This is a genomic window from Meiothermus sp. (assembly GCF_025060375.1).
Taxonomy (GTDB): domain Bacteria; phylum Deinococcota; class Deinococci; order Deinococcales; family Thermaceae; genus Meiothermus.
The window spans coordinates 1-19,993 of sequence record NZ_JANXCG010000035.1; the positions used below are offsets into that span (position 1 = coordinate 1).

The 19,993-nt window shown below is 62.4% G+C and carries 34 protein-coding genes and 1 pseudogene; 32 read left to right on the forward strand and 3 right to left on the reverse strand.

Translation table 11 applies throughout. From position 1 onward, the window contains the following. From tuf to NZ849_RS04350, 32 genes and pseudogenes are all read left to right on the forward strand, one after another. A pseudogene (tuf, locus tag NZ849_RS04195) lies at positions 1 to 145 on the forward strand (elongation factor Tu); the annotation flags it as partial. A gap of 12 nt (positions 146 to 157) precedes the next feature. Further along, positions 158 to 472, forward strand: a complete 315-nt coding sequence (rpsJ, locus tag NZ849_RS04200) for a 30S ribosomal protein S10 (RefSeq protein ID WP_119360531.1) — start codon at positions 158 to 160, stop codon at positions 470 to 472. Next, positions 472 to 1,113 (forward strand): 50S ribosomal protein L3, encoded by a 642-nt coding sequence (gene rplC, locus NZ849_RS04205; RefSeq protein WP_295404535.1) that lies wholly within the window; start codon positions 472 to 474, stop codon positions 1,111 to 1,113. The genes rpsJ and rplC overlap by 1 nt, the downstream gene beginning before the upstream one ends. After that, positions 1,113 to 1,721, forward strand: a complete 609-nt coding sequence (rplD, locus tag NZ849_RS04210; RefSeq protein WP_295404537.1) for a 50S ribosomal protein L4 — start codon at positions 1,113 to 1,115, stop codon at positions 1,719 to 1,721. Before rplC ends, rplD begins: the two co-directional genes overlap by 1 nt. Further along, the gene (locus NZ849_RS04215; protein ID WP_295404539.1) at positions 1,718 to 2,008 is read left to right on the forward strand and encodes a 50S ribosomal protein L23; all 291 of its coding nucleotides are present in this window, start codon (positions 1,718 to 1,720) and stop codon (positions 2,006 to 2,008) included. The genes rplD and NZ849_RS04215 overlap by 4 nt, the downstream gene beginning before the upstream one ends. A 63-nt stretch (positions 2,009 to 2,071) precedes the next feature. After that, a complete protein-coding gene (rplB, locus tag NZ849_RS04220; RefSeq protein ID WP_295404541.1) occupies positions 2,072 to 2,899 on the forward strand; it encodes a 50S ribosomal protein L2 in 828 nt (275 codons plus the stop codon). Positions 2,900 to 2,911: 12 nt separating this feature from the next. Further along, the gene (gene rpsS, locus NZ849_RS04225; RefSeq protein WP_295404543.1) at positions 2,912 to 3,190 is read left to right on the forward strand and encodes a 30S ribosomal protein S19; all 279 of its coding nucleotides are present in this window, start codon (positions 2,912 to 2,914) and stop codon (positions 3,188 to 3,190) included. Positions 3,191 to 3,300: 110 nt separating this feature from the next. Beyond that, positions 3,301 to 3,693 (forward strand): 50S ribosomal protein L22, encoded by a 393-nt coding sequence (gene rplV / locus NZ849_RS04230; RefSeq protein ID WP_295404608.1) that lies wholly within the window; start codon positions 3,301 to 3,303, stop codon positions 3,691 to 3,693. After that, complete coding sequence (gene rpsC, locus NZ849_RS04235; RefSeq protein WP_295404545.1) at positions 3,686 to 4,444, forward strand: 30S ribosomal protein S3; 759 nt, start codon at positions 3,686 to 3,688, stop codon at positions 4,442 to 4,444. Before rplV ends, rpsC begins: the two co-directional genes overlap by 8 nt. Before the next feature lie 3 nt (positions 4,445 to 4,447). Further along, positions 4,448 to 4,873: a 50S ribosomal protein L16 gene (rplP, locus tag NZ849_RS04240; RefSeq protein ID WP_119360538.1), complete on the forward strand. Its 426-nt coding sequence runs from the start codon at positions 4,448 to 4,450 to the stop codon at positions 4,871 to 4,873. Beyond that, positions 4,851 to 5,069, forward strand: a complete 219-nt coding sequence (gene rpmC / locus NZ849_RS04245; protein ID WP_295404547.1) for a 50S ribosomal protein L29 — start codon at positions 4,851 to 4,853, stop codon at positions 5,067 to 5,069. The genes rplP and rpmC overlap by 23 nt, the downstream gene beginning before the upstream one ends. Beyond that, positions 5,062 to 5,355 carry a 30S ribosomal protein S17 gene (gene rpsQ / locus NZ849_RS04250; protein ID WP_295404549.1) on the forward strand — a complete coding sequence of 98 codons (294 nt, stop codon included), beginning with the start codon at positions 5,062 to 5,064 and terminating at the stop codon, positions 5,353 to 5,355. Before rpmC ends, rpsQ begins: the two co-directional genes overlap by 8 nt. Beyond that, entirely contained in the window at positions 5,352 to 5,720 is a 369-nt protein-coding gene (rplN, locus tag NZ849_RS04255) for a 50S ribosomal protein L14 (protein ID WP_295404551.1), read from the forward strand. The genes rpsQ and rplN overlap by 4 nt, the downstream gene beginning before the upstream one ends. A gap of 177 nt (positions 5,721 to 5,897) precedes the next feature. Further along, a complete protein-coding gene (gene rplX / locus NZ849_RS04260; RefSeq protein WP_295404610.1) occupies positions 5,898 to 6,233 on the forward strand; it encodes a 50S ribosomal protein L24 in 336 nt (111 codons plus the stop codon). A gap of 9 nt (positions 6,234 to 6,242) precedes the next feature. Continuing rightward, positions 6,243 to 6,791, forward strand: a complete 549-nt coding sequence (gene rplE, locus NZ849_RS04265) for a 50S ribosomal protein L5 (RefSeq protein WP_295404553.1) — start codon at positions 6,243 to 6,245, stop codon at positions 6,789 to 6,791. A gap of 15 nt (positions 6,792 to 6,806) precedes the next feature. Continuing rightward, a complete protein-coding gene (gene rpsN / locus NZ849_RS04270) occupies positions 6,807 to 7,076 on the forward strand; it encodes a 30S ribosomal protein S14 (protein WP_295404555.1) in 270 nt (89 codons plus the stop codon). A gap of 158 nt (positions 7,077 to 7,234) precedes the next feature. Further along, complete coding sequence (rpsH, locus tag NZ849_RS04275; RefSeq protein WP_295404557.1) at positions 7,235 to 7,630, forward strand: 30S ribosomal protein S8; 396 nt, start codon at positions 7,235 to 7,237, stop codon at positions 7,628 to 7,630. Positions 7,631 to 7,643: 13 nt separating this feature from the next. Next, entirely contained in the window at positions 7,644 to 8,183 is a 540-nt protein-coding gene (gene rplF, locus NZ849_RS04280) for a 50S ribosomal protein L6 (RefSeq protein WP_295404559.1), read from the forward strand. A 12-nt stretch (positions 8,184 to 8,195) separates the two neighbouring features. Beyond that, on the forward strand, positions 8,196 to 8,534 hold the full coding sequence (gene rplR, locus NZ849_RS04285; RefSeq protein WP_295404562.1) for a 50S ribosomal protein L18: 339 nt from the start codon (positions 8,196 to 8,198) through the stop codon (positions 8,532 to 8,534). A gap of 21 nt (positions 8,535 to 8,555) precedes the next feature. After that, positions 8,556 to 9,044, forward strand: a complete 489-nt coding sequence (gene rpsE, locus NZ849_RS04290; RefSeq protein ID WP_295404566.1) for a 30S ribosomal protein S5 — start codon at positions 8,556 to 8,558, stop codon at positions 9,042 to 9,044. Then, entirely contained in the window at positions 9,041 to 9,217 is a 177-nt protein-coding gene (gene rpmD / locus NZ849_RS04295) for a 50S ribosomal protein L30 (protein WP_295404568.1), read from the forward strand. Before rpsE ends, rpmD begins: the two co-directional genes overlap by 4 nt. Next, a complete protein-coding gene (gene rplO, locus NZ849_RS04300) occupies positions 9,214 to 9,675 on the forward strand; it encodes a 50S ribosomal protein L15 (protein ID WP_295404571.1) in 462 nt (153 codons plus the stop codon). Before rpmD ends, rplO begins: the two co-directional genes overlap by 4 nt. Before the next feature lies 1 nt (position 9,676). Then, positions 9,677 to 10,999 carry a preprotein translocase subunit SecY gene (secY, locus tag NZ849_RS04305; RefSeq protein WP_295404573.1) on the forward strand — a complete coding sequence of 441 codons (1,323 nt, stop codon included), beginning with the start codon at positions 9,677 to 9,679 and terminating at the stop codon, positions 10,997 to 10,999. A gap of 13 nt (positions 11,000 to 11,012) precedes the next feature. Next, positions 11,013 to 11,585 (forward strand): adenylate kinase, encoded by a 573-nt coding sequence (locus NZ849_RS04310; RefSeq protein ID WP_295404575.1) that lies wholly within the window; start codon positions 11,013 to 11,015, stop codon positions 11,583 to 11,585. Between the two features lie 6 nt (positions 11,586 to 11,591). After that, on the forward strand, positions 11,592 to 12,383 hold the full coding sequence (gene map, locus NZ849_RS04315) for a type I methionyl aminopeptidase (RefSeq protein ID WP_295404578.1): 792 nt from the start codon (positions 11,592 to 11,594) through the stop codon (positions 12,381 to 12,383). Between the two features lie 15 nt (positions 12,384 to 12,398). Next, entirely contained in the window at positions 12,399 to 12,617 is a 219-nt protein-coding gene (gene infA, locus NZ849_RS04320; protein WP_119360553.1) for a translation initiation factor IF-1, read from the forward strand. 10 nt (positions 12,618 to 12,627) lie between these two features. Beyond that, positions 12,628 to 12,741, forward strand: a complete 114-nt coding sequence (gene rpmJ, locus NZ849_RS04325) for a 50S ribosomal protein L36 (RefSeq protein WP_082827245.1) — start codon at positions 12,628 to 12,630, stop codon at positions 12,739 to 12,741. A gap of 13 nt (positions 12,742 to 12,754) precedes the next feature. After that, a complete protein-coding gene (gene rpsM, locus NZ849_RS04330; protein WP_119360554.1) occupies positions 12,755 to 13,135 on the forward strand; it encodes a 30S ribosomal protein S13 in 381 nt (126 codons plus the stop codon). An 85-nt stretch (positions 13,136 to 13,220) separates the two neighbouring features. Further along, a complete protein-coding gene (gene rpsK / locus NZ849_RS04335) occupies positions 13,221 to 13,619 on the forward strand; it encodes a 30S ribosomal protein S11 (RefSeq protein ID WP_119360555.1) in 399 nt (132 codons plus the stop codon). 90 nt (positions 13,620 to 13,709) lie between these two features. Further along, entirely contained in the window at positions 13,710 to 14,327 is a 618-nt protein-coding gene (gene rpsD, locus NZ849_RS04340; protein ID WP_295404591.1) for a 30S ribosomal protein S4, read from the forward strand. 28 nt (positions 14,328 to 14,355) lie between these two features. Further along, a complete protein-coding gene (locus NZ849_RS04345) occupies positions 14,356 to 15,306 on the forward strand; it encodes a DNA-directed RNA polymerase subunit alpha (protein WP_295404593.1) in 951 nt (316 codons plus the stop codon). A 28-nt stretch (positions 15,307 to 15,334) separates the two neighbouring features. After that, entirely contained in the window at positions 15,335 to 15,820 is a 486-nt protein-coding gene (locus NZ849_RS04350) for a bL17 family ribosomal protein (protein WP_295404596.1), read from the forward strand. Positions 15,821 to 15,875: 55 nt separating this feature from the next. On the opposite strand, the gene NZ849_RS04355 is transcribed toward NZ849_RS04350, so the two are convergent. Genes NZ849_RS04355 through NZ849_RS04365 form a run of 3 tightly spaced genes read right to left on the reverse strand, consistent with a single transcriptional unit; the run spans position 15,876 to position 19,582 of the window. After that, complete coding sequence (locus NZ849_RS04355) at positions 15,876 to 17,156, reverse strand: S41 family peptidase (protein WP_295404599.1); 1,281 nt, start codon at positions 17,154 to 17,156, stop codon at positions 15,876 to 15,878. 9 nt (positions 17,157 to 17,165) lie between these two features. Then, positions 17,166 to 18,407, reverse strand: coding sequence for a S41 family peptidase (locus NZ849_RS04360; protein ID WP_295404602.1), 1,242 nt, complete (start codon positions 18,405 to 18,407; stop codon positions 17,166 to 17,168). A 41-nt stretch (positions 18,408 to 18,448) separates the two neighbouring features. Next, entirely contained in the window at positions 18,449 to 19,582 is a 1,134-nt protein-coding gene (locus NZ849_RS04365) for a SpoIID/LytB domain-containing protein (protein WP_295404605.1), read from the reverse strand. Between the last annotated feature and the right edge of the window lie 411 nt (positions 19,583 to 19,993).

A 19,993-nucleotide genomic window follows, 5' to 3' on the forward strand; every position in this document is an offset into this window, starting at 1 on the left:
TGTGGAGATGGTGATGCCTGGGGACAACGTGACGTTTACGGTGGAGCTGATCAAGCCGATTGCGCTGGAGGAGGGCTTGCGGTTTGCCATCCGGGAGGGTGGTCGCACCGTGGGTGCGGGGGTGGTGTCCAAGATCATCGAGTGAGGGAGGCCCAACGTGCCGAAGATTCGTATCAAACTCCGGGGCTTCGACCACAAGAGCTTGGACGCCTCTGCGGCCAAGATTGTGGAGACGGCCCGCCGCAGCGGCGCTAAGGTGGCCGGCCCGGTGCCGCTGCCTACCCGGGTGCGCCGCTTCACTGTGTTGCGGAGCCCCTTCAAGCACAAGGACAGCCGTGAGCACTTTGAGTTGCGTACCCACAACCGGCTGGTGGACATCACCGACCCTACCCCGAAGACCATCGAAGGATTGCGCAACCTCGACCTGCCCACCGGGGTAGAGATTGAGTTGAAGATGATAGGAGGCCGCTGATGAAGGGCATCCTTGGGACCAAGGTGGGCATGACCCAGATTTGGAAGGGCGACCGGGTGGTTCCCGTCACGGTAATCCTGGCTGGCCCTTGTCCAGTGGTTCAACGCAAGACCGTGGAGAAGGACGGCTATGAGGCGGTTCAGCTCGGATTCATGCCTCAGAAGCCCCAGCGGGTCAATAAACCCCTAAAGGGCCACTTCGCCCGCGCAGGGGTGGAGCCGGTCCGGTACTTGCGGGAGATAAGGGATTTCAATCCGGAGGGGGACACCGTGACGGTGGGCATCTTCCGCCCCGGGGAGATTGTTGATGTGACCGGCACCTCGAAGGGCCATGGCTTCACGGGGGTGATGAAGAAGTGGAACTTCGCTGGGGGGTATGACTCCCACGGAGCCCACAAGGTGCACCGTCATCCCGGTTCCATCGGAAACCGCAAAACCCCAGGCCGGGTTTTCAAAGGCAAGAAGATGGCTGGTCGCTGGGGGAATGAGCGGGTGACTATCCAGGGCCTCGAGGTGGTAGATGTCCTGGAGAATGAGAACCTGATTCTGGTCAAGGGCTCGGTGCCGGGCGCCAACGGGAGTTTGGTGATTGTCCGGGAGACCAGCAAGGTGCTGGAAAAAGCCGGCGGGGGAGGTGGCTAATGTACAGTCTTCCAGTGCTTGGGAGCGACAAGACCGTTGAGGCCCAACTGCCGGGGATCAATCCCCACGTTCTATACGAAGTGGTGCGGTGGCAGCTGGCCTCCCGTCGCCGGGGTACCGCGGCCACCAAGACCCGTGGCATGGTCAGCTACACCAGCAAGAAGATGTACCCTCAGAAACACACTGGGCGGGCCCGTCACGGCGACTACGGGGCTCCTATCTTTGTGGGTGGGGGTACGGCCTTTGGGCCTCAGCCACGGGACTACAGCTATACCCTGCCCAAGAAGGTGCGCAGGCTTGCCCTGGGTATGGCCCTGGCCGACCGGGCGCAGCAGGGGAAGCTCTTTCTGGTGGAACGCTTTGAGGGTGTTGAGGGAAAAACCAGGGAATTCGTGGCCTGGCTCAGGGCCCACAACCTGGAGGGTCCTTCCCTTTTGCTGGTCACCAGCAACCCACTCGTGGCTCGTTCAGCCCGCAACCTCCCTCAGGTGCGGATACTGGACCCAGAGGGGATCAACGTATACGACATACTGCGTCAGGAAGTTTTGGTAATGGAGGCCTCGGCCTGGGATGCCGTGAAGGCCCGGCTGGGAGGTGAGGGCCAGTGAAGACCCCTTACGACATCATCCTGAAGCCGGTCTTGTCGGAAAAGGCCTACGCCCGTTTTGCGAACGGGGAGTACACCTTTTGGGTACACCCGGACGCTACTAAGACCGAGATTGCCAATGCGGTGGAAGCGGCTTTCAAGGTGAAGGTGGTCCGGGTTAACACCCAGACGGTGCGTGGCAAGGACAAGCGCTTGGGGCGATTTGTGGGGAAACGGCCTGACCGCAAAAGGGCGGTGGTGAAGGTGGCCGAAGGGCAGAAGATTGAGGCCCTGGAAGGGCTGATCTGAGCTGGAGAGAGAGTTTCACTTGGCATCAGCGCGGCTTGCGCGTATCAGGTGAAAGGAACGGAGATGGCAGTAAAGAAGTTTAGACCCTACACCCCCTCCCGCCGCTTTATGACGGTGGCGGACTTCTCGGGGCTGACCGATAAGCGGCCGGAGAAGAGCCTGACTACCCCCCTTAAGAAGACAGGGGGCCGAAACAACCAAGGCCGCACCACCGCCCGCTTCCGCGGGGGGGGGCATAAGCGGTTGTATCGCATCATCGACTTTCGTCGGCGCGACAAGGTGGGGGTTCCAGCCAAGGTGGCGGCCCTTGAGTACGACCCAAACCGCACCGCCCGCATTGCCCTTCTGCACTACCGCGACGGGGAGAAGCGCTACATCCTGGCCCCGGAGTCGTTGGCAGTAGGGGATACCGTGGTGAGCGGCCCGGAGGCCCCCATAGCGGTAGGCAACGCCCTGCCCTTGCGCTTCATTCCGGTGGGCACGGTGATTCACGCGGTGGAACTGGAGCCTGGAAAAGGCGCCAAGATGGCCCGTAGTGCTGGAACCAGCGTTCAGGTGCAGGGCCGCGAGGGCGATTACGTAATCCTGCGGTTGCCCTCGGGGGAGCTGCGCAAGGTGCATGGGGAGTGCTACGCCACGGTAGGGGTGGTTTCCAACGCCGATCACAAAAACGTCGTCTTGGGAAAGGCCGGGCGCACCCGCCACCTGGGTCGGAAGGGGCACGTGCGGGGTACGGTAATGAACCCGGTGGACCACCCTCACGGGGGTGGGGAGGGTCGCGCGCCTCGCGGCCGTCCACCGGTTTCGCCCTGGGGCCAGCAGGCCAAGGGCCTCAAGACCCGCAAGCGCAAGAAGCCCTCGAGCGCCTTTATCGTTGCACGCCGCAAGTAAAGGAGGTGAACCATGCCGCGTAGCTTGAAAAAAGGCGTCTTCGTGGACAGCCACCTGCTGGAGAAGATTGAGGCGCTCAATGCGCGAGGCGAGAAGCGGGTGATCAAGACCTGGAGCCGCCGCAGCACCATTGTTCCGGAGATGGTGGGCCATACCCTGGCGGTTTACAACGGCAAGCAGCACGTACCGGTCTACATCACTGAGCAGATGGTGGGGCACAAATTGGGTGAGTTCTCGCCCACCCGAACCTACCGGGGTCACAGCAAAGAGGCCAAGACCGCCAAGAAGTGAGGTTCAAGGTGGAAAGGAAACGACTCAAGAAAGGCGAGCGCAGCGACATCCGCAAGGACCTGCGGGATGTGCACTACCCCGGCTCGGCGGGACTCATTCGCTACGCCAAGATGTCCCTCGAGCAGCGCAGCCAGGCCCTCAAGGAGGAGACTCCGCATACCTATGCCCTGGCGCGGGCTCGGTACGTGCGCATGTCCCCCCGCAAGGTGCGGCGGGTGATTGACCTCATCCGCGGAAAGAGTCTGGAGGAGGCTCGAGCGATCCTCAAATATACCCCCCACCGGGCCGCAGAGGTGGTGGCTAAGGTGCTCGAGTCGGCGGCGGCCAACGGCATCAACGACGACCGGAAGAACATGCTCGAGGACCGGATGTACGTCAAGGCCGCCTTTGTGGATGAGGGGCCGGCCCTGAAGCGGGTGCTGCCCCGGGCCCGCGGTAGCGCCCACATGATAAAGAAGCGCACCAGCCACATCACCATCGTTGTGGGGGAGAGAAATGGGTAACAAGATTCATCCAGTGGGTCTGCGCCTGGGTATTACCCGCGAGTTTGAGTCGCGCTGGTACGCGGGTAAGAAGACCTATGCCAAGACCTTGGCTGAGGACCGCCTGATCCGCGACTTCATACAGAAGGAGCTGCAGCCCGCGGGTCTGGCTCGCATTGATATAGAGCGGGCTGCCGACAACGTAGCGGTGACGGTTTACGCAGCCAAGCCTGGCGTGGTTATCGGAAAGGGCGGCGAGACCATTAAGCGCCTGCGGGAAACCCTGCAGAGCAAGTTTCCAGGCCGCACCATCGCCCTAAACGTGCAGGAGGTGAGCAACCCTAACCTCTCGGCGGCCTTGGTGGCCCAGCGGGTGGCCGAGCAAATTGAGCGCCGCTTTGCTGTGCGCCGCAGCATCAAACAGGCCGTGCAGCGGGTGCGGGAAGCGGGGGCTCAAGGTGCGAAAATTGTGGTTTCGGGCCGCATCGGTGGTGCCGAGCAGGCTCGGGTAGAGTGGGCAGCCGAGGGCCGTGTGCCGCTGCACACCCTGAGGGCCAATATTGACTACGGCACCGCTCGAGCTGAGACCACCTACGGCTCCTTAGGGGTAAAGGCCTACATCTTTCTGGGGGAGGTTATCGGTGGTAAGAAGGTGGCCTCCTCAGGGGTTCCTGCTCCTCGCCCGGCGGCCCCTAAACGCGAGGAGGGCAGGCCCCGCCGCCGCTCGGCGGTCCACAAGGCAGGCCCCGCTGCCAAAGAAGGGGGTGAGTAGACCGTGCTGATGCCTAAGCGCATGAAGTACCGCAAGGCCCACCGCGGCCGCCTGAAGGGAACCACCAAAGGGGGGGACTACGTGGCCTTTGGGGAGTGGGGTCTGGTGGCTATGGAGCCTTCCTGGATCACCAGCCAGCAGATTGAGGCGGCTCGTGTGGCCATGGTGCGGCACTTTCGCCGCGGCGGTAAGATTTTCATCCGCATCTTCCCCGACAAGCCCTACACCAAAAAGCCCCTGGAGGTGCGGATGGGTAAGGGTAAGGGGAATGTGGAAGGGTATGTGGCGGTGGTCAAGCCAGGCCGGGTGATGTTTGAGGTTGCCGGGGTGACCGAGGAGCAGGCCCGTGAGGCCCTGCGCTTGGCTGGCCACAAGTTGCCCATCAAGACCAAGGTGGTGAAGCGCGATGCCTACGACGAAGCCCAGTGAACTGCGCAAGCTCTCGGAGGCTGAGCTACAGAAGCGCATTCGGGAACGGAAGAAGGAACTCATGGAGTTGCGTTTCCAAGCCAGCATCGGGCAGCTAGAGAAGAACCACCGGATCACGGAGGTTCGCCGGGAAATCGCCCGCATGCTGACCATTCTGGGAGAAAAGGCGCGGCAGAGGGGGGCTGACCATGCCTAAGAAGGTGTTGACCGGCGTGGTGGTGAGCGACAAAGCCCAGAAGACCGTGACGGTCCTGGTGGAGCGCCAGATGCGCCACCCGCTTTACGGTAAGGTAATCCGGCGTTCTAAGAAATACCTGGCTCACGACGAGAACGAGCAGTACAAGCTCGGCGATGTGGTTCAGATTCGTGAGGCCCGTCCCATCTCCAAAAGGAAGAGATTTGTGGTGGTGGGGCGGCTCGAGGAGGGGCGGATCGACCTGGTGGAGCGCTACCTTTTGCGCAAGGAGCGTGGTAACGCATGATACAGCAGGAGACCGTGCTGGAGGTGGCCGACAACACTGGGGCCCGCAAGATTGCCTGCATCCGGGTTTTGGGGGGCCACCACCGCAAGTACGCCAGCGTGGGGGACGTAATCGTGGCTTCGGTCAAGGAGGCTATACCCCGGGGCATGGTTAAGGAAGGGGATGTGGTCAAGGCAGTGGTGGTGCGCACCGCCAAGGAAGTGCGGCGTCCAGATGGTTCCTCCATCCGTTTTGACACCAACGCTGCGGTCATCATCAACGCCCAGAACGAGCCGCGCGGGACCCGTGTGTTTGGCCCAGTGGCCCGTGAGCTTCGCGAGCGGGGCTTCATGAAGATCGTCTCTTTGGCCCCGGAGGTGTTGTAGGCCTGAGGCTGCGGGTGCTTGCCGTAGGCGAGTGCGCTCCGATGCACGGTAGGCCCCGGGTCTGCCGTCCCGCAGCCCACCTGGGAGGTCCAGGGAGTTTTTGGGGATGCTTTTTGGGGTGGTTTCTGCTAGTATTTTCTTTTGGCGCCGCGGAGCCCCAAGGAGCAGAATCGGAGGATATGGATGAAGGTGCACGTTAGGAAAGGGGACACCGTGCTGGTTCTTTCTGGGAAGGAAGGCCTGCGCGGAAGGACCGGGAAGGTAAAGGCCGTCATGCCCAAGGAGGGGCTGGTGGTGGTGGAGGGGTTGAACCTGGTTAAGAAAGCTGTCCGCCCCAACCCCCGCAACCCTCAAGGGGGCTTCATCGAGACCGAGGCGCCCATTCACGCTTCTAAGGTGATGCCCATCTGCCCGAGCTGTGAGAAGCCCACCCGTGTGCGCAAGAAATTCCTCCCCGACGGCACCAAGGTGCGGGCTTGCGCCAAGTGCGATGGCGTGCTGGATACCAAGTAGGGGGTTGCGATGCCGCTGGATGTTGCCCTGAAAAGACACTACCACGAGGTGGTTCGCCCCGAGCTCATCAAGCGCTTTGGCTACGAGAACATCATGGCGGTTCCCCGTCTGGTCAAAATCGTGGTCAACCAGGCCCTTGGGGAGGCCAAGGACGATAGCCGAATCCTCGAGCGGGCCGGCAAGGAGCTGGCCTTCATCACCGGCCAACAGCCGGCCATCACCCGGGCAAAGAAGTCCATCTCCAACTTCAAGTTGCGCCAGGGGATGCCGATTGGGCTACGGGTTACCCTGCGGGGGGACCGGATGTGGATTTTTGCTGAGAAGCTCATCCACATCGCCCTGCCGCGCATCCGCGACTTCCGGGGATTGAACCCCAACGCTTTTGACGGCCGGGGGAACTACAATCTGGGCCTTCGGGAGCAGTCCATTTTTCCCGAGATCACCTACGACATGGTGGACGCGGTCCGGGGGATGGATGTGGCGATTGTAACCACTGCTGAGACCGACGAGGAGGCCCGGGCCCTGCTGGAGCTACTGGGCTTCCCTTTCCGAAAGTAGAAAGGAGGTGAGGTTATGGCTAAAAAATCGCAGGTGGAGAGGATGAAGCGCAAGCTCAAGACCATTGCCAAGTACGCGGCGAAACGGGCTGCCCTCAAGGCGGCGGGCGACTACGCGGCGCTGGCCGAGCTGCCCCGTGACGCCAGCCCTACCCGGCACAAGAACCGCTGTGCGGTGACCGGGCGGGCTCGAGCCTACATCCGCTACTTTGGGCTTTCGCGCCTGCAGTTCCGTGAAATGGCCCACAAAGGCCTCCTGCCGGGGGTTAAGAAGGCGAGTTGGTGAAGGCTCCGCCGGTCGGCAAGCTTTTGCCGATACCACGGGGCTGGCTCTGGAGCGTTGTGTGAGGAAGTTCTGGGCTGGCTGGTTGGTCCTTTTGGCCCATACCGGGCCCTGCGAACCTCCAGGGCCGAGCGCAGACGCTTGAAAAGAGGGAGAACCTAATGCTCAGTGATCCCATTGCCGACATGCTGACCCGGATCCGCAACGCGGTCCAGGTCTACAAAGAGAGCGTGGACGTTCCGGCCTCCAAGTTCAAGGAGCAGATTGCCCGTATCCTGGCGCAGGAGGGCTTTATCCGCCGGGTGGAGCGCGTAGAGGTTGAGGGCAAGCCGGTGTTGCGCCTCCACCTCAAGTACGGTCCCCGCCGTGAAAAGGTCATCCAACACATCCGCCGGGTGAGCCGGCCTGGCCGGCGGGTCTACGTGACTGCCGAAAACCTGCCCAAGGTGCGCCGCGGGCTGGGGCTGGCCATCGTTTCTACCTCCAAGGGGCTCCTGCCCGATCATGAGGCGCGCAAGCTGGGGGTGGGCGGCGAGGTCATCTGCGAGGTCTGGTAAGGAGTGGGTGGAGATGTCGCGAATTGGAAGGCAACCCATCAACCTGCCTAAGGGCGTGACCGTGGAGGTAGGGGCAGGGGTGGTCAAGGTCAAAGGGGCCAAGGGGGAACTCTCGGTGGCGGTGCACCCCGACTTGGTCGTGAAGAGCGAGAACGGGGTGGTAACGGTGAGCCGCCCTTCCGATAGCCGCACCCACAAAAGCCTGCATGGGCTGACCCGCACCCTAATTGCCAACGCAGTGCAGGGGGTTTCGGTGGGCTACGTGAAGGAGCTGGTCATCAGCGGTACAGGCTACCGCGCGGCTATGCAGGGCAAGAACCTCGAGCTCACCGTGGGCCACAGCCACAAGGATGTGGTGGTGCCGCCTCCGGGTATCACCTTCGAGGTGCCGGAGCCCACCCGGATACGGGTGGTGGGCATTGACAAGCAGCTTGTGGGCCAGGTGGCGGCTAATGTGCGCTCTGTGCGCCCGCCCGATGCCTACCACGCCAAGGGCATCCGCTACGCCAACGAGGTGGTCAAGACCAAGCCCGGCAAAACCGCCGGTAAGTGATGAGGAGGAGTTGTGGCACGCCTTTCCACCGAAGAACGCCGCAGGTTCCGGGTGCGCAACGCCGTCAAGGCCTCTGGCCGCCCGCGGCTTTCGGTTTACCGGAGCCTGAAGCACATCTACGCTCAGATCATTGACGACAGCCAGGGGCACACCCTGGCCGCGGCCTCAAGCCTCTCCCTGAAGCTCTCCGGCAACAAGACCGAGGTAGCCAAGAAGGTGGGCCTGGCCATCGCCGAGGCGGCCAAATCCAAGGGCATCACCAAAGTGGTCTTTGACCGGGGGGGCTACAAGTACCATGGGCGGGTCAAGGCCTTGGCCGAGGGAGCCCGCGAGGGGGGACTGGAGTTCTAGCGCACGCTGGAGGAGCATCCCATGCCTGAGACCGATTTCGAAGAGAAGATGATCTTCGTCCGCCGCACCTCCAAGACCTACCAGGGTGGGCGTCGCTTCCGCTTTGGCGCCCTGGTGGCGGTGGGGGACCGCCAGGGCCGGGTGGGGCTGGGCCTGGGCAAGGCCAAGGAGGTGCCCATGGCGGTCCAGAAGGCCAACAACTACGCCAAGCGGGACATGATCGAGGTGCCCATCCAAAACGGCACCATTCCCCACGAAATTAGCGTGACCTGGGGCTCTTCCACCATTCTCCTGCGCCCGGCGGCGCCAGGAACGGGGGTGATCGCCGGGCAGGTACCCCGGGCCATTTTGGAGCTGGCCGGCATCACCGATATACTGACCAAGGAGCTGGGCTCCCGCAACCCCATCAACATTGCCTATGCCACCATGGAAGCCCTTCGGCAGCTCCAGACCCGCGAGGATGTGAAGCGGCTTCGCAAAACTGTGGAACCCGAGGAGGTGGCCGGATGAGCACCCTCAAAGTTCGGCTGGTCAAAAGCCCCATCGGCTACCCTAAGGACCAGAAGGCGGCGCTAAAAGTTCTGGGGCTTACCAAGATGCACCGCGTGCGTGAGGTGCCGGATACTCCGGCGGTGCGCGGGCAGATTCGCAAGGTGGCCCACCTGGTGGAGGTGCTGGAATGAAGCTGAACGAGGTTCGCCCCAACCAAGGGGCCAACAAACGCCGCAAGCGGGTGGGCCGGGGCCCTGGCTCGGGGCATGGCAAGACCGCTGGGCGCGGGCACAAAGGCCAAAAGTCCCGCTCGGGCGGGGTCAAGAACCCAGCCCGCTTTGAGGGGGGGCGCTCCACCCTGATTATGCGGCTTCCCAAACGGGGGATGAAAAACTACTCCACCGGTGAACTCAAGCGGGTGGAGTACCAGGTGGTCAACCTGGGGGCCATCGCCAAGCGCTTTACCTCCGGAGAGGTGACCCCAGAGGCCTTGGCCAAGGCTGGGCTCGTGCGGCCAGGCTATCCGGTCAAGGTGCTGGCCCAGGGAGAGGCTAGCGGTGTTCGGGTGATTGCCCATAAGTTCTCCCAGGCCGCCGTTGAGAAGCTAAAGGCTGCGGGCGGCGAGGCGGTCCTGCTCGAGGGGGCCTAAGATGCTCGCGGCCTTCCGCTCCGCCATCCTCATTCCCGAGCTGCGTAAGCGCATTCTGTTTACGCTCTTGGTGCTGGCGTTGTACCGCTTGGGCACCTTTATTCCCACCCCCGGAGTGGACATCGGCAAAATCCGTGAGTTTCTGGGTACCCAGGCTGGCAGCGCCTTGGGCTTGGTGAACCTCTTTTCGGGCGGAAACTTTGAGCAGTTCTCCATTTTTGCTCTGGGGATTATGCCCTACATCACTGCGGCCATTATCATGCAGCTTCTGGTCACGGTGGTCCCAGCGCTGGAGAAACTGCAAAAAGAGGGTGAGGAGGGCCGCCGCATCATCACCCAATACACCCGCATCGGGGGGATTGCCCTGGGAGCGGTGCAGGGGCTTTTCTTGGCAACTGCTTTTCTAGGGGCCAACAACGGCGCTTTTCTGCTGCCTGGTTGGGAGCCGGGCTTCTTCTTCTACTTTGTGGTGGTGGTGACCCAGGTGGCAGGGATTGCCCTTTTGCTCTGGATGGCCGAGCGTATCACCGAGTACGGCATAGGCAACGGTACCAGCATGGTGATATTTGCCGGCATCGTGGCGAGCTGGGGTCCGCAGTTGGTCCGCACCTTTGGTTTGGTGCGCACAGGGGAGGTGAACCTGATCGCCCTGCTTATCTTCTTGGCCTTCATCGTGCTGGCCTTTGCCTTTATGGCCGCAGTGCAGCAGGCAGAGCGACGTATCCCTGTGCAGTACGCCCGCAAGCAGGTGGGGCGCAAGATGTTCGGCGGTCAGGCCACCTACATCCCCATCAAGCTCAACGCCGCGGGGGTTATCCCTATAATCTTCGCAGCAGCTCTTCTGCAGCTCCCCCTCTTCCTCACGGGGGTCTTTCCCGATTCCTCGGTGGCCCAGGCGGTGGCCAATTTCTTTACCCCAAACCGCTTTCCGGGTCTGCTCATCGAGGTGCTTTTGATTATCGGCTTCACCTACGTTTACACCGCGGTCCAGTTTGACCCCCGGCGCATCTCGGAGAACCTGCGGGAGTACGGCGGCTTTATCCCCGGTATCCGTCCTGGTGAGCCCACCGTGAAGTTCCTGGAGCACATCGTCTCCCGCCTTACCCTGTGGGGGGCCATCTTTCTGGGTTTGGTGGCGGCCCTGCCCACCATCATGCAGAACCTCACTGGGGTGACCACCCTGGCCTTCCACTTCTCTGGAATCAGCCTGTTGATTGTGGTAGGGGTGGCCCTGGATACCCTGCGGCAGATTGAGGCTCAGCTCCAGATGCGCAACTACGAGGGCTTTTTGTCCCGCGGGCGCTTGCGGGGGCGCACCCGCTGAGGAGGCACTGTAAATGGCAGAGGCGGTGATTTTTCTGGGCCCTCCTGGGGCAGGCAAGGGCACCCAGGCTAAGCGGTTGGCGGCCCATATGGGCTTTCGCCAGCTTTCTACAGGGGATATTTTGCGCAGCCATGTGGCCCGGGGTACTGAGCTAGGCAAGCTAGCCAAGCCCCTGATGGATGCAGGGAAGCTGGTGCCCGATGAGATCATCCTGGGTTTGATCGGCGAGGAACTGGCCGCGATGCCCAACCCCCGGATCATCTTTGACGGCTTTCCCCGCACCTTGGCTCAGGCGGAGGCCCTGGATAAGCTCCTAGAGCAGCGCGGAATTCGCCTGCTGGGCGTTTTGTTGGTTACTGCGCCGGAGGAGGAGCTGGTCCGGCGGCTTTTGGGTCGGGCCCAGGAGGAGGGGCGCTCGGATGACAACGAGGCCACCATACGGGCCCGCATGGTGGAGTATCGGCAGAAGACCCAACCCCTGGTGGACTACTATGCCAAGAGGGGCAGCCTTAGGGAGATCAACGGCCTGGGTACGGTGGAGGAGGTCTACCAGGCCATCCAAGAGGCCCTGGGCGTTAGGGCATAGGGCGGTATGGCCATCCACATCAAGTCTCCCTGGGAAATTGAGAAGATGGCCAAGGCTGGGCAGCTTCACACCGCCATCTTCGCTGAGATAGAACCCCACGTCCGCCCTGGGGTAAGCACCTACGAGCTTGACCAGATGATTCTGCGGGCCATTGAGCGAGTCGGAGGAAAAGCCCCGCAGATTGGTTATCGGGCAGGGGGTACGGTTCCCTATCCCAGCGCGACCTGCATGTCGGTGGACGATGTGGTGGTGCATGGATTGCCTTCCAAGCGCCCGTTGCGCGAGGGGGAGCTTTTGAAGATAGACTTCCTTTTCACCTACGACGGCTACACCACCGACATGGCCCGTACTTATGCCATCGGTAAAGTTTCACCGGAGGCCGAGAGGCTTATGCGGGTTACTGAGGAGGCTTTTTGGCTGGGGTTTGAGCTTTTGCGGCCTGGTAAGCGCATCGGCGATGTGGCAGCGGCGGTTCAGGATTTTGTGGAGCGGCAGCATGGTCTTTGGTGCATTCGCGAGATGGTGGGCCACGGGGTGGGTCGGGAGCTGCACGAGGACCCCCAGGTACCCAACTATGGCGAGCCCGGCAAGGGCCCCAAGCTGCGCCCCGGCATGACCTTGGCTTTTGAGCCTATGGTTGCTTTGTACCCGGCGAAGATGGTAATATTGGAGGATGGTTGGACGGCCACGGTTGGCAAAGGCAACCTGGCGGCCCACTACGAAAATACGGTGCTCATAACCGAGGATGGCCCCCGTCTCCTAACGGGGAGCCAAAGACCTGTGCCGGTGAGCCGATAGCGCGAGGAGGGGTGCTTGCCTAAGGAGAAGGACACCATTCGTGCGGAGGGGGTGGTTAGTGAGGCGCTTCCCAACACCACCTTCCGGGTACAGCTCGACAATGGCCCGGAGATACTCTGCTACATCTCCGGCAAGATGCGGATGAACTACATCCGTATCCTCCCGGGCGACCGAGTAGTGGTGGAGATCACGCCCTACGACCCCAGCCGGGGAAGGATTGTGTACAGGCGCTAAGGAGTACAAGATGAAAGTCCGTACCTCAGTGAAGAAGATGTGCGACAAGTGCAAGGTAATCCGGCGTCACGGGCGCGTCTATGTGATCTGCGAAGACCCCACCCACAAGCAGCGCCAAGGTTAGGAAAGGAGAGCAGATGGCTCGCATTGCTGGAGTAGAAATTCCCCGGAACAAGCGCGTGGATGTAGCCCTGACCTACATCTATGGGGTAGGCCCAGCCCGCGCCAAGGAAGCCCTGGCCGCCACCAACGTGAACCCTGCCACCCGGGTCAAAGACCTGACGGAGGCCGAGGTGGCCCGGTTGCGGGAGTTCGTGGAAGGGAACTACAAGCTCGAGGGGGAGCTCCGGGCGGAGGTGGCCGCCAACATCAAGCGCTTGATGGACATCGGTTGCTACCGGGGACTTCGCCACCGCAGAGGGCTGCCGGTGCGAGGCCAGCGCACCCGCACCAACGCCCGCACCCGCAAGGGCCCCCGCAAGACTGTGGCGGGTAAGAAGAAGGCGCCTCGCAAGTAGCCGGTAGATGCCGCATCCAGTTGTGCCAGTTGAGACTCCTAGATGTGCCCCACCCTTTGTTTGTGTGGGTTAGAGCGAGGAGAGTATGGCTGAGAAGAAAACCACCGGTCGCAAGAAAAAGGTCAAACGCCAAGTTCCCTCCGGGAAGGCTTTTATTCACGCCTCTTACAACAATACCATCGTGACCATTACCGACCCTGACGGCAATCCCATCACCTGGTCGTCGGGAGGGGTGATCGGCTACAAAGGCAGCCGCAAGGGGACTCCCTACGCTGCCCAGCTTGCCGCTATGGACGCGGCCAAAAAGGCCCAGGGCTACGGGATGACCAGCGTGGAGGTGGTGGTACGGGGCACGGGGGCGGGCCGGGAGCAGGCCATCCGCGCTCTTCAGGCCAGTGGCCTGCAGGTGCGCTCCATTGTGGACGACACCCCGGTGCCCCACAACGGCTGTCGTCCGCGCAAGAAGTTCCGCAAAGCGGTCTGAGAACCATCTGCGGGGGCGAAACTTTGGTTCCCTGTTTCGCCCTGAACCCTGGGAACCCGGAAGCGCTTGCTACCGAAGTGAGGAGAGAAAATGGGTCGCTACAGAGGACCAATCGTAAAAGTTGCGCGTCACCTTGGGGTGAACATTGCTGAGACTGAGAAGGTACAGAAGTATCTAGACCGTCGCCCATATGCCCCGGGCCAGCACGGGCAGAAGCGCAAGGGGCGCCCATCCGACTATGCGGTGCGCCTGCGGGAAAAGCAGAAGCTGCGCTTTATCTACGATGTTTCGGAAACCCAGTTCCGCAACCTGTTTGAGGAGGCCAGCCGGAAGAAGGGAGTGACCGGCACGGTTTTCCTGCAGCTTTTGGAAAGCCGGCTGGACAACGTGGTCTTCCGGATGGGTATCGCTTCCACCCGCCGCCAGGCTCGCCAGTTCGTCCGCCATGGGCACATCTTGGTCAATGGCCGTCGGGTGACGCTGCCGGGCTACCGATTGCGGCCAGGGGATGAGGTGAAGGTTTCGGAGCGGGCCAAGAAAATGGAGTTCATCGTTCAGAACGTGGAGCGCTTCAAAAACCGCAAGGCCTTCCCCTGGCTCGAGTTCAACCCGGAGACCATGACTGGGAAGTTCCTGCGCCTGCCCGAGCGGGAGATGCTCTCGCTGCCGGTTAACGAGCAGCTGGTGATTGAGTTTTATTCCCGCTAAGGCCAGCTTGCCTCCCAAGGAGGTTACTTTGGAAACCACCAAAACCAAAGCCCCAGTTTTCAACGCCCGTATTGACGGAAACTACGGCGAGTTCGTGCTGGAGCCCCTCGAGCGGGGCTTCGGGGTGACCTTGGGCAACCCCTTGCGGCGCATTCTGCTCTCCTCTATTCCTGGTACCGCAGTGACCAGCGTTTACATCGAGGACGTGCTCCATGAGTTCTCGGCAATTCCTGGGGTCAAGGAGGATGCCATCCAGCTCATCTTGAACCTCAAGGAGCTGGTGGTCCGCTTTGCCAATCCCGGTTCGGGCCCCAAAACCCTAACCCTTCGGGCTACTGGACCCAAGGTGGTCTACGCTCGCGACCTGGAGTGCCCTCCCGACGCTGAGATTGTCAACCCCGACCACTACATCGCCACCCTGGAGGAGAAGGGCAAGCTGGTGATGGAGATTCGGGTGGACGAGGGGGTGGGGTATGTACCTGCGGAGAAGCACGGGATAAAGGACCGCATCTCCTCTATTCCCGTGGATGCGCTTTTCTCCCCGGTGCGCCGGGTAGCCTACCAGGTAGAGGACACCCGTCTGGGCCAGCGCACCGACCTGGACAAGCTAACCCTGCGTGTCTGGACAAACGGGGCCATCTCCCCCATGGAGGCCCTCCAGCAGGCCGTGGCCATCCTGCGGGAACAGCTTAGCTTCTTTGACCAGTCGCCGGTGGTACGGGTGGAGGCCAAGCCTGCTTCCACCGCTGCCCCCCCTGCGCCTCCTCCACCCCCTTCCCCGGCGGTGGGCCTGACCCTGGAGGATCTCGGCCTCAGCACCCGGGTGTTGCACAACCTCAAGGAGGAGGGCATTGAGAGTGTGGAGAGCCTTCTAGCCCTTTCTGAAAGGGAGCTCAAGAGGGTGCCGGGAATTGGTGAGCGCAGCTTGCAGGAAATCAAGGACTGCCTGGCCCAGCATGGGCTGGCCATGAAGGACTAGGCCTCGAGCCGGCACCCAAGGAGGGAGTATGCGTCATCGTAAATCCGGAAGGAAGCTCAACCGCCACTCGGCCCACCGGGTGGCCCTATTCCGCAACCTGGCTAAGAGTTTGCTGCTCTCTGAGGAAGGCCGCATTACCACCACCATTCCCAAGGCCAAGGAGCTGGCGGGCTTTGTGGATCACCTGATCACCACTGCAAAGAAGGCCCCCACCCTGAAGGTGCCCGAAGGGGTGCGTTTTACCAAGCGGCGCGACAAGGATGGGCGTGAGCTGCCCCTAAAGGAGGGCGAGCGTCTTGCGACCCCAGAAGAGCTGGCCGCTTACGCCCGGCGCAACCACCTGCGCCGCCAGCTCTTGCGCGACCTGCATGACCCCAAGCTGGTCAAGCGCCTCATGGAGGAAATTGCCCCGCGTTACGCCGACCGGCCGGGAGGCTATACCCGGGTGCTCAAGCTGGCGCGGTGGCGCCGGGGGGACGGCGCTCAGCTCGCTTTGGTAGAGCTGGTGAGCTGAGGACCCTGCTATCCAGGGCCGAAGGTGAGGCCCCAGCCGCATGGCTGGGGCCGCCTTAGGGGTTAGCGCTCCTGATGCCCAGGGCCTCCAGGGCCTTTTCAAAGGGCAGGTCGCGCCCGGTATTGGCGAGCTGTTCAATAGAGGTTTCTGCCACGATGTCTGGCACGGCCCGCTCGGGGTAGGGGGATCCATCGGCGAAGTAGGCCCGGTTGTAGGAGATGCTGATGGCCCCGCCGTTGATGAGGTTGAAGGGGCGGGTGGTGGTGTTGCCGATGCCCAGGGTGGGTACCCCAATTAGGGGGGCCACACGGGCTCGCTGGATGGCCGAGGCCAGGTATTCTCCGCCAGAAGCGGTGTTGTTGTCTATCAGCACTGCCAAGGGCCCTCGCCAGCGGGCCAAGAAGGGGAGGCTGGTGCTCTCGCTTCGGCCGTTGCGGGTGATGGTGATGCGCCCGTCGCGCACCCGGAACTCGGTTCGCTCAACCTGGTAGCGGTCTGCCAGAGCCACGTAGGCCTCGTCCAGGAAGGCCGCTGCCGAGATAATCATCTCGTTTAGAAGACCCCCACTGTTGCCGCGCAGCTCGAGGATCATGGCTCGAGCCCCCTTCTGCTGGGCCTCCCGAACCAGCTCGTGTACCCTCCGTCCCACCTGGCCCTGGGCGTCAAAGTCGGGGATGCGGAGCACCGCTACCCCACCGGGCCGGATTTTGAGGGAAGGGAAACGGGCGAGGTTGATTTCCCGGCCAGTAAGGGTAAACTCCAGCCGCTGCCGTTCGGGGCCCCGCAGGATGGTCAGCACCACCGGGCGGCCTGTTTGCACCGCTTGCACAAGGAACTGCGCGGCCTGGTTCTCGTCTGGAAGCTCATTGAGCAGCCGCCCATTGACCGCGATGATGCGATCGCCATAGGCCAGGCCGGCTTCGTCGGCAGGGCCTCCTTCCACCACGTCCACAATCAGCCGGTCCCGTGAGCCGGGGATGGCCACATGGGTAATGCCGATGCGCAGGGTGCGGGATGGGGCGTTGCCCTGACGGCTCTCGCGGGTGCTGCGCAGGGCTTCTGGGCTCATGTAGTAGGTGTGGTTGTCCTGTAGCTCCTCAATCATTCGCTGAATAACCGGTACTGCCTGGTCGTAGGGACAGGTCTCCTTTTGCTGGGCGCAAGCCCGGTCCAGCTCGAGCTGGTAGCGGCGGGTCAGGTCCTTGAGGTTTAGGCGGGCTGGGCCGTTGTAGTAGAACTCCACGTAGAAGCTGGCCTGGTCAAAGAGGTCCTGTGCGGGCGAGGCCAGGGAGAAAGAAGCCGCCCAAAGTGCGAGTACGGGCAACAGTTTGCGCATAGTGTTCACCTACCGCAGTAGCTCCAGGGCACGCTCCAGAATCACGTCGCGCCCCGCGGCGAGGGCTTCCAGGTCCTCCTCAATTATGACATCCGGGGTAACCCGGAGGGGAAAGGCCGAGCCATCCAGGTTGCGCATTCTCAGGGAAGAAACCGCGATGAATTCCCCGTTAATCAGGGGGCCCTCGGCGCTACCGGACATACCCAGGGCCCCTGCGGTGGGTTCACCCACCACCTTGGCCCGGCCTGCCCTTTGCAGGAAGTAGGCCAGCATCTCGGTGGAGTTGAAGGTGTTGCGGTTGACCAGCACCACCACCGGAAGGCGGGCCAAGTAGGGCTGCTTTACCTGGCTCAGCTCCTCCTCGTCGCCGTTCTCGTAGCGCACCTTTAGCCTGCCGTTTTCTACGGTGTGGGTCTCGTCCTGGCCCTGAAAGCGGCGGTCGTAGATGAAGCCGCCCCCTCCGGTGAAGGCCGCGGCAGCCAGCAGCGCCTCCGAGTCGTAGCCGCTGAGGGCATCGCGCAGGTCGATGACCATGCCCCGCGCTCCAGCACCTTCGGCCCGCCGAGCTGCGTCGTGGATGAGCTGGGCAGGGGAGAACTCCTCTGAGCTGTAGAGATGGTAGACCCGCAGGTAGGCAATCGGGCCGCGCAGCTCCAGGCGGGGGTGCATGGTGGCCTGGGCCACCCTGGGGGTGAGGGTTGCGCTGCGGGGGCTCCCCTGGCGGCTGTAGCTCAGCACAACGGGTCTACCTTCGGCCTCCGCGGCCTTGAGGCGGGCTAGGGTGGCGGGCTGGCCGTTGATCTGGGTGATGAGGTCGCCGCGCCGGAGCCCGGCTTGGTGGGCCGGCTCTCCAGGGAAAGCCTCCGACACCACCAGCCCCCTCGAGGTTTCCCGCACCCAGACCCCCACCCGGGGGGCCGCAGGCCCCAAACCTGCCCCGTAGCGCTGGTCGTCTATCAGCTCCTCCCGGGTGATGAGGGTGGTGAAGGGGTCACCAATATCCCTCACAATCCGCTCTATCACCTGCCGAGCCTTCTCATAGCCGCAGCGGTTGCCCTCGGGCGCACAGAGCCGGTCAAGCTCGGGCTGGTACTGCCGCCGAAGCTCGCGGAAGTGGGGAACCTTGGCTGGGCCGTTGTAGTAGAAGCCGATCAAAAATGTGGCTTGGTCGAACAGGTCCTGTGCTGGCGAAGCTAGGGCCAGACCCATCGCCCCCAGGCTCAGCAGACTCAGGAGGGCCTTTTTCACCATAACCCAATACTAAGGGGAAGCAGGTGAGAGAGATGGTATTTTCAGTCCAGAATCTGGGCCTGCCCCAGGGGTGTGCGCCGGGCGGCTGGGTGTACCTCCCTGCCCATGTTGCCGAGGAGCCGCTTCTGTGCTTCTTGAACCACCTCAAAGCCGCTCAGAAAGGTGCCGGGGTAGTAGTAGCCCAAAATCTGGCGGAAGTCCCAGCCTAAAAGGGCCAGCCCCCGGGCTCCCCACTGGCTCAGGCCCACCCCGTGACCACTACCCTGGCCATAAACCTGCCAGCCCTCAAAGCGGACTCGAGTAGAGGGAAGCCCCAACCCGCGCAACAGGCGGGTGGACTGGGGAGCATCCAGCTCCACGCTCCGCGCGCTGCCCACCACCCTAAGCCGCAGGGGCCGCCCACTCTCGCTCATCAGGGTTGGGCCTATGTATTGCACGCTGCCCACCTCGAGTCCCATCCCCAAAAGCCCTTGCGCTACCCCATCGGGGCTCAGGGTGCGGCTCCATAGGCGGCTGGCGCCTTGCGCATAGGGATCGGGACGGGCTATCAGGTAGGGTACGCTCCGGCCCCAAACCTCCTCTGCAGCCGCGGTGTAGCCGCCTGAGTCAGCGTGGTAAACGGCGGTGATGGGCCTTTGGTTGTGGGCGACGATGAGGCCGCGGGTAGCCTGGACTGCCAGGGTGTGGCGGGGCGTCTCGGCGTTACGGCCCAGGTACACCTGGCAGCGCTCGGTGGCGCACAGGTCGTACACTCCCCCCGGGTTCAGACGATAGAGGGCGAAGGTGCGGGCTAGAATGGCCTGGGCCTGAAGCACGGCTTCGGGAAAGGAGGCGGGGACCTCAGCGGGAACTACCCCCAGAAGGTAGTCTTCCAGCCAAACCCTGTTGATGAAGAGAAGCTGCTTGCTTTGCCAAACCACCAACAGGTTGCCCCGGTAGGCCCTCCCACCCAGGGTAAAGCCATCGGGCGCGGCGAACTCCACCCACGGCCCCACCTCCCGACCCTCTACCAGCACCCCTCCGGCGCCTGCCCACACCCGGAGGTTTCCTGCCCCTGCTGGGCGGCGCTCAAGGGCCCCGACTTGTTCGTGCGGGCCAAGCTGAACGTTGGCCGATGTGCCTTCTGAAAGGAGCACCCGCAACAGCAGGTCCTGTTGCCCGAGGGCTGTACCCATGAAGCCAAGGAGAATTATGGCTAGCCGCAGCATGGCCGACCAAGGGTCAGTATAGACCGCATCTTGGCCAGGTTAGGTTCATTTTGGGATTCGCCGTGAACTCTGCCGTTGCTCGAGGCTCAGGTCAGGAAAACGCCTTCGCGAACGCACCTTTTCTCCGGAAGGAAGCGGCTTTTGGGTCCATCAGGACAGTGTGGAAGCGCTTTTGCGGAGCGATCCATTCTGTTTTGCACAAAATGGTATAATGACGCTGTCGCAGTTTCCGACGGTGCACCTTGAAAGCCCGGCTTTTTGATAAGCAAGGCAAACCTACGGCATAAAAAATCTAAAAGGGTGGGTTTGCATTCTACTATCGAAAAAACCGCAAATTTCAGCCCAGTTATCCACAGCCCTCCTGTGGATAACCCGGTT

Coding starts and splice junctions, on each gene's coding strand:
- rplF (WP_295404559.1), top strand. CDS start 7,644: ATGTCGCGAATTGGAAGGCAACCCATCAACCTGCCTAAGGGCGTGACC.
- rpmJ (WP_082827245.1), top strand. CDS start 12,628: ATGAAAGTCCGTACCTCAGTGAAGAAGATGTGCGACAAGTGCAAGGTA.
- NZ849_RS04355 (WP_295404599.1), bottom strand. CDS start 17,156: ATGCGCAAACTGTTGCCCGTACTCGCACTTTGGGCGGCTTCTTTCTCC.
- rpsN (WP_295404555.1), top strand. CDS start 6,807: ATGGCTAAAAAATCGCAGGTGGAGAGGATGAAGCGCAAGCTCAAGACC.
- rpmC (WP_295404547.1), top strand. CDS start 4,851: ATGCCTACGACGAAGCCCAGTGAACTGCGCAAGCTCTCGGAGGCTGAG.
- rplB (WP_295404541.1), top strand. CDS start 2,072: ATGGCAGTAAAGAAGTTTAGACCCTACACCCCCTCCCGCCGCTTTATG.
- secY (WP_295404573.1), top strand. CDS start 9,677: ATGCTCGCGGCCTTCCGCTCCGCCATCCTCATTCCCGAGCTGCGTAAG.
- rpsS (WP_295404543.1), top strand. CDS start 2,912: ATGCCGCGTAGCTTGAAAAAAGGCGTCTTCGTGGACAGCCACCTGCTG.
- rpsD (WP_295404591.1), top strand. CDS start 13,710: ATGGGTCGCTACAGAGGACCAATCGTAAAAGTTGCGCGTCACCTTGGG.
- rpsQ (WP_295404549.1), top strand. CDS start 5,062: ATGCCTAAGAAGGTGTTGACCGGCGTGGTGGTGAGCGACAAAGCCCAG.
- rplO (WP_295404571.1), top strand. CDS start 9,214: ATGAAGCTGAACGAGGTTCGCCCCAACCAAGGGGCCAACAAACGCCGC.
- rpsE (WP_295404566.1), top strand. CDS start 8,556: ATGCCTGAGACCGATTTCGAAGAGAAGATGATCTTCGTCCGCCGCACC.
- rpmD (WP_295404568.1), top strand. CDS start 9,041: ATGAGCACCCTCAAAGTTCGGCTGGTCAAAAGCCCCATCGGCTACCCT.
- rplN (WP_295404551.1), top strand. CDS start 5,352: ATGATACAGCAGGAGACCGTGCTGGAGGTGGCCGACAACACTGGGGCC.
- rpsC (WP_295404545.1), top strand. CDS start 3,686: ATGGGTAACAAGATTCATCCAGTGGGTCTGCGCCTGGGTATTACCCGC.
- rpsK (WP_119360555.1), top strand. CDS start 13,221: ATGGCTGAGAAGAAAACCACCGGTCGCAAGAAAAAGGTCAAACGCCAA.
- rpsM (WP_119360554.1), top strand. CDS start 12,755: ATGGCTCGCATTGCTGGAGTAGAAATTCCCCGGAACAAGCGCGTGGAT.
- rplD (WP_295404537.1), top strand. CDS start 1,113: ATGTACAGTCTTCCAGTGCTTGGGAGCGACAAGACCGTTGAGGCCCAA.
- NZ849_RS04360 (WP_295404602.1), bottom strand. CDS start 18,407: ATGGTGAAAAAGGCCCTCCTGAGTCTGCTGAGCCTGGGGGCGATGGGT.
- rplC (WP_295404535.1), top strand. CDS start 472: ATGAAGGGCATCCTTGGGACCAAGGTGGGCATGACCCAGATTTGGAAG.
- NZ849_RS04365 (WP_295404605.1), bottom strand. CDS start 19,582: ATGGGTACAGCCCTCGGGCAACAGGACCTGCTGTTGCGGGTGCTCCTT.
- map (WP_295404578.1), top strand. CDS start 11,592: ATGGCCATCCACATCAAGTCTCCCTGGGAAATTGAGAAGATGGCCAAG.
- rplV (WP_295404608.1), top strand. CDS start 3,301: ATGTCCCTCGAGCAGCGCAGCCAGGCCCTCAAGGAGGAGACTCCGCAT.
- NZ849_RS04350 (WP_295404596.1), top strand. CDS start 15,335: ATGCGTCATCGTAAATCCGGAAGGAAGCTCAACCGCCACTCGGCCCAC.
- NZ849_RS04310 (WP_295404575.1), top strand. CDS start 11,013: ATGGCAGAGGCGGTGATTTTTCTGGGCCCTCCTGGGGCAGGCAAGGGC.
- rplE (WP_295404553.1), top strand. CDS start 6,243: ATGCCGCTGGATGTTGCCCTGAAAAGACACTACCACGAGGTGGTTCGC.
- rpsH (WP_295404557.1), top strand. CDS start 7,235: ATGCTCAGTGATCCCATTGCCGACATGCTGACCCGGATCCGCAACGCG.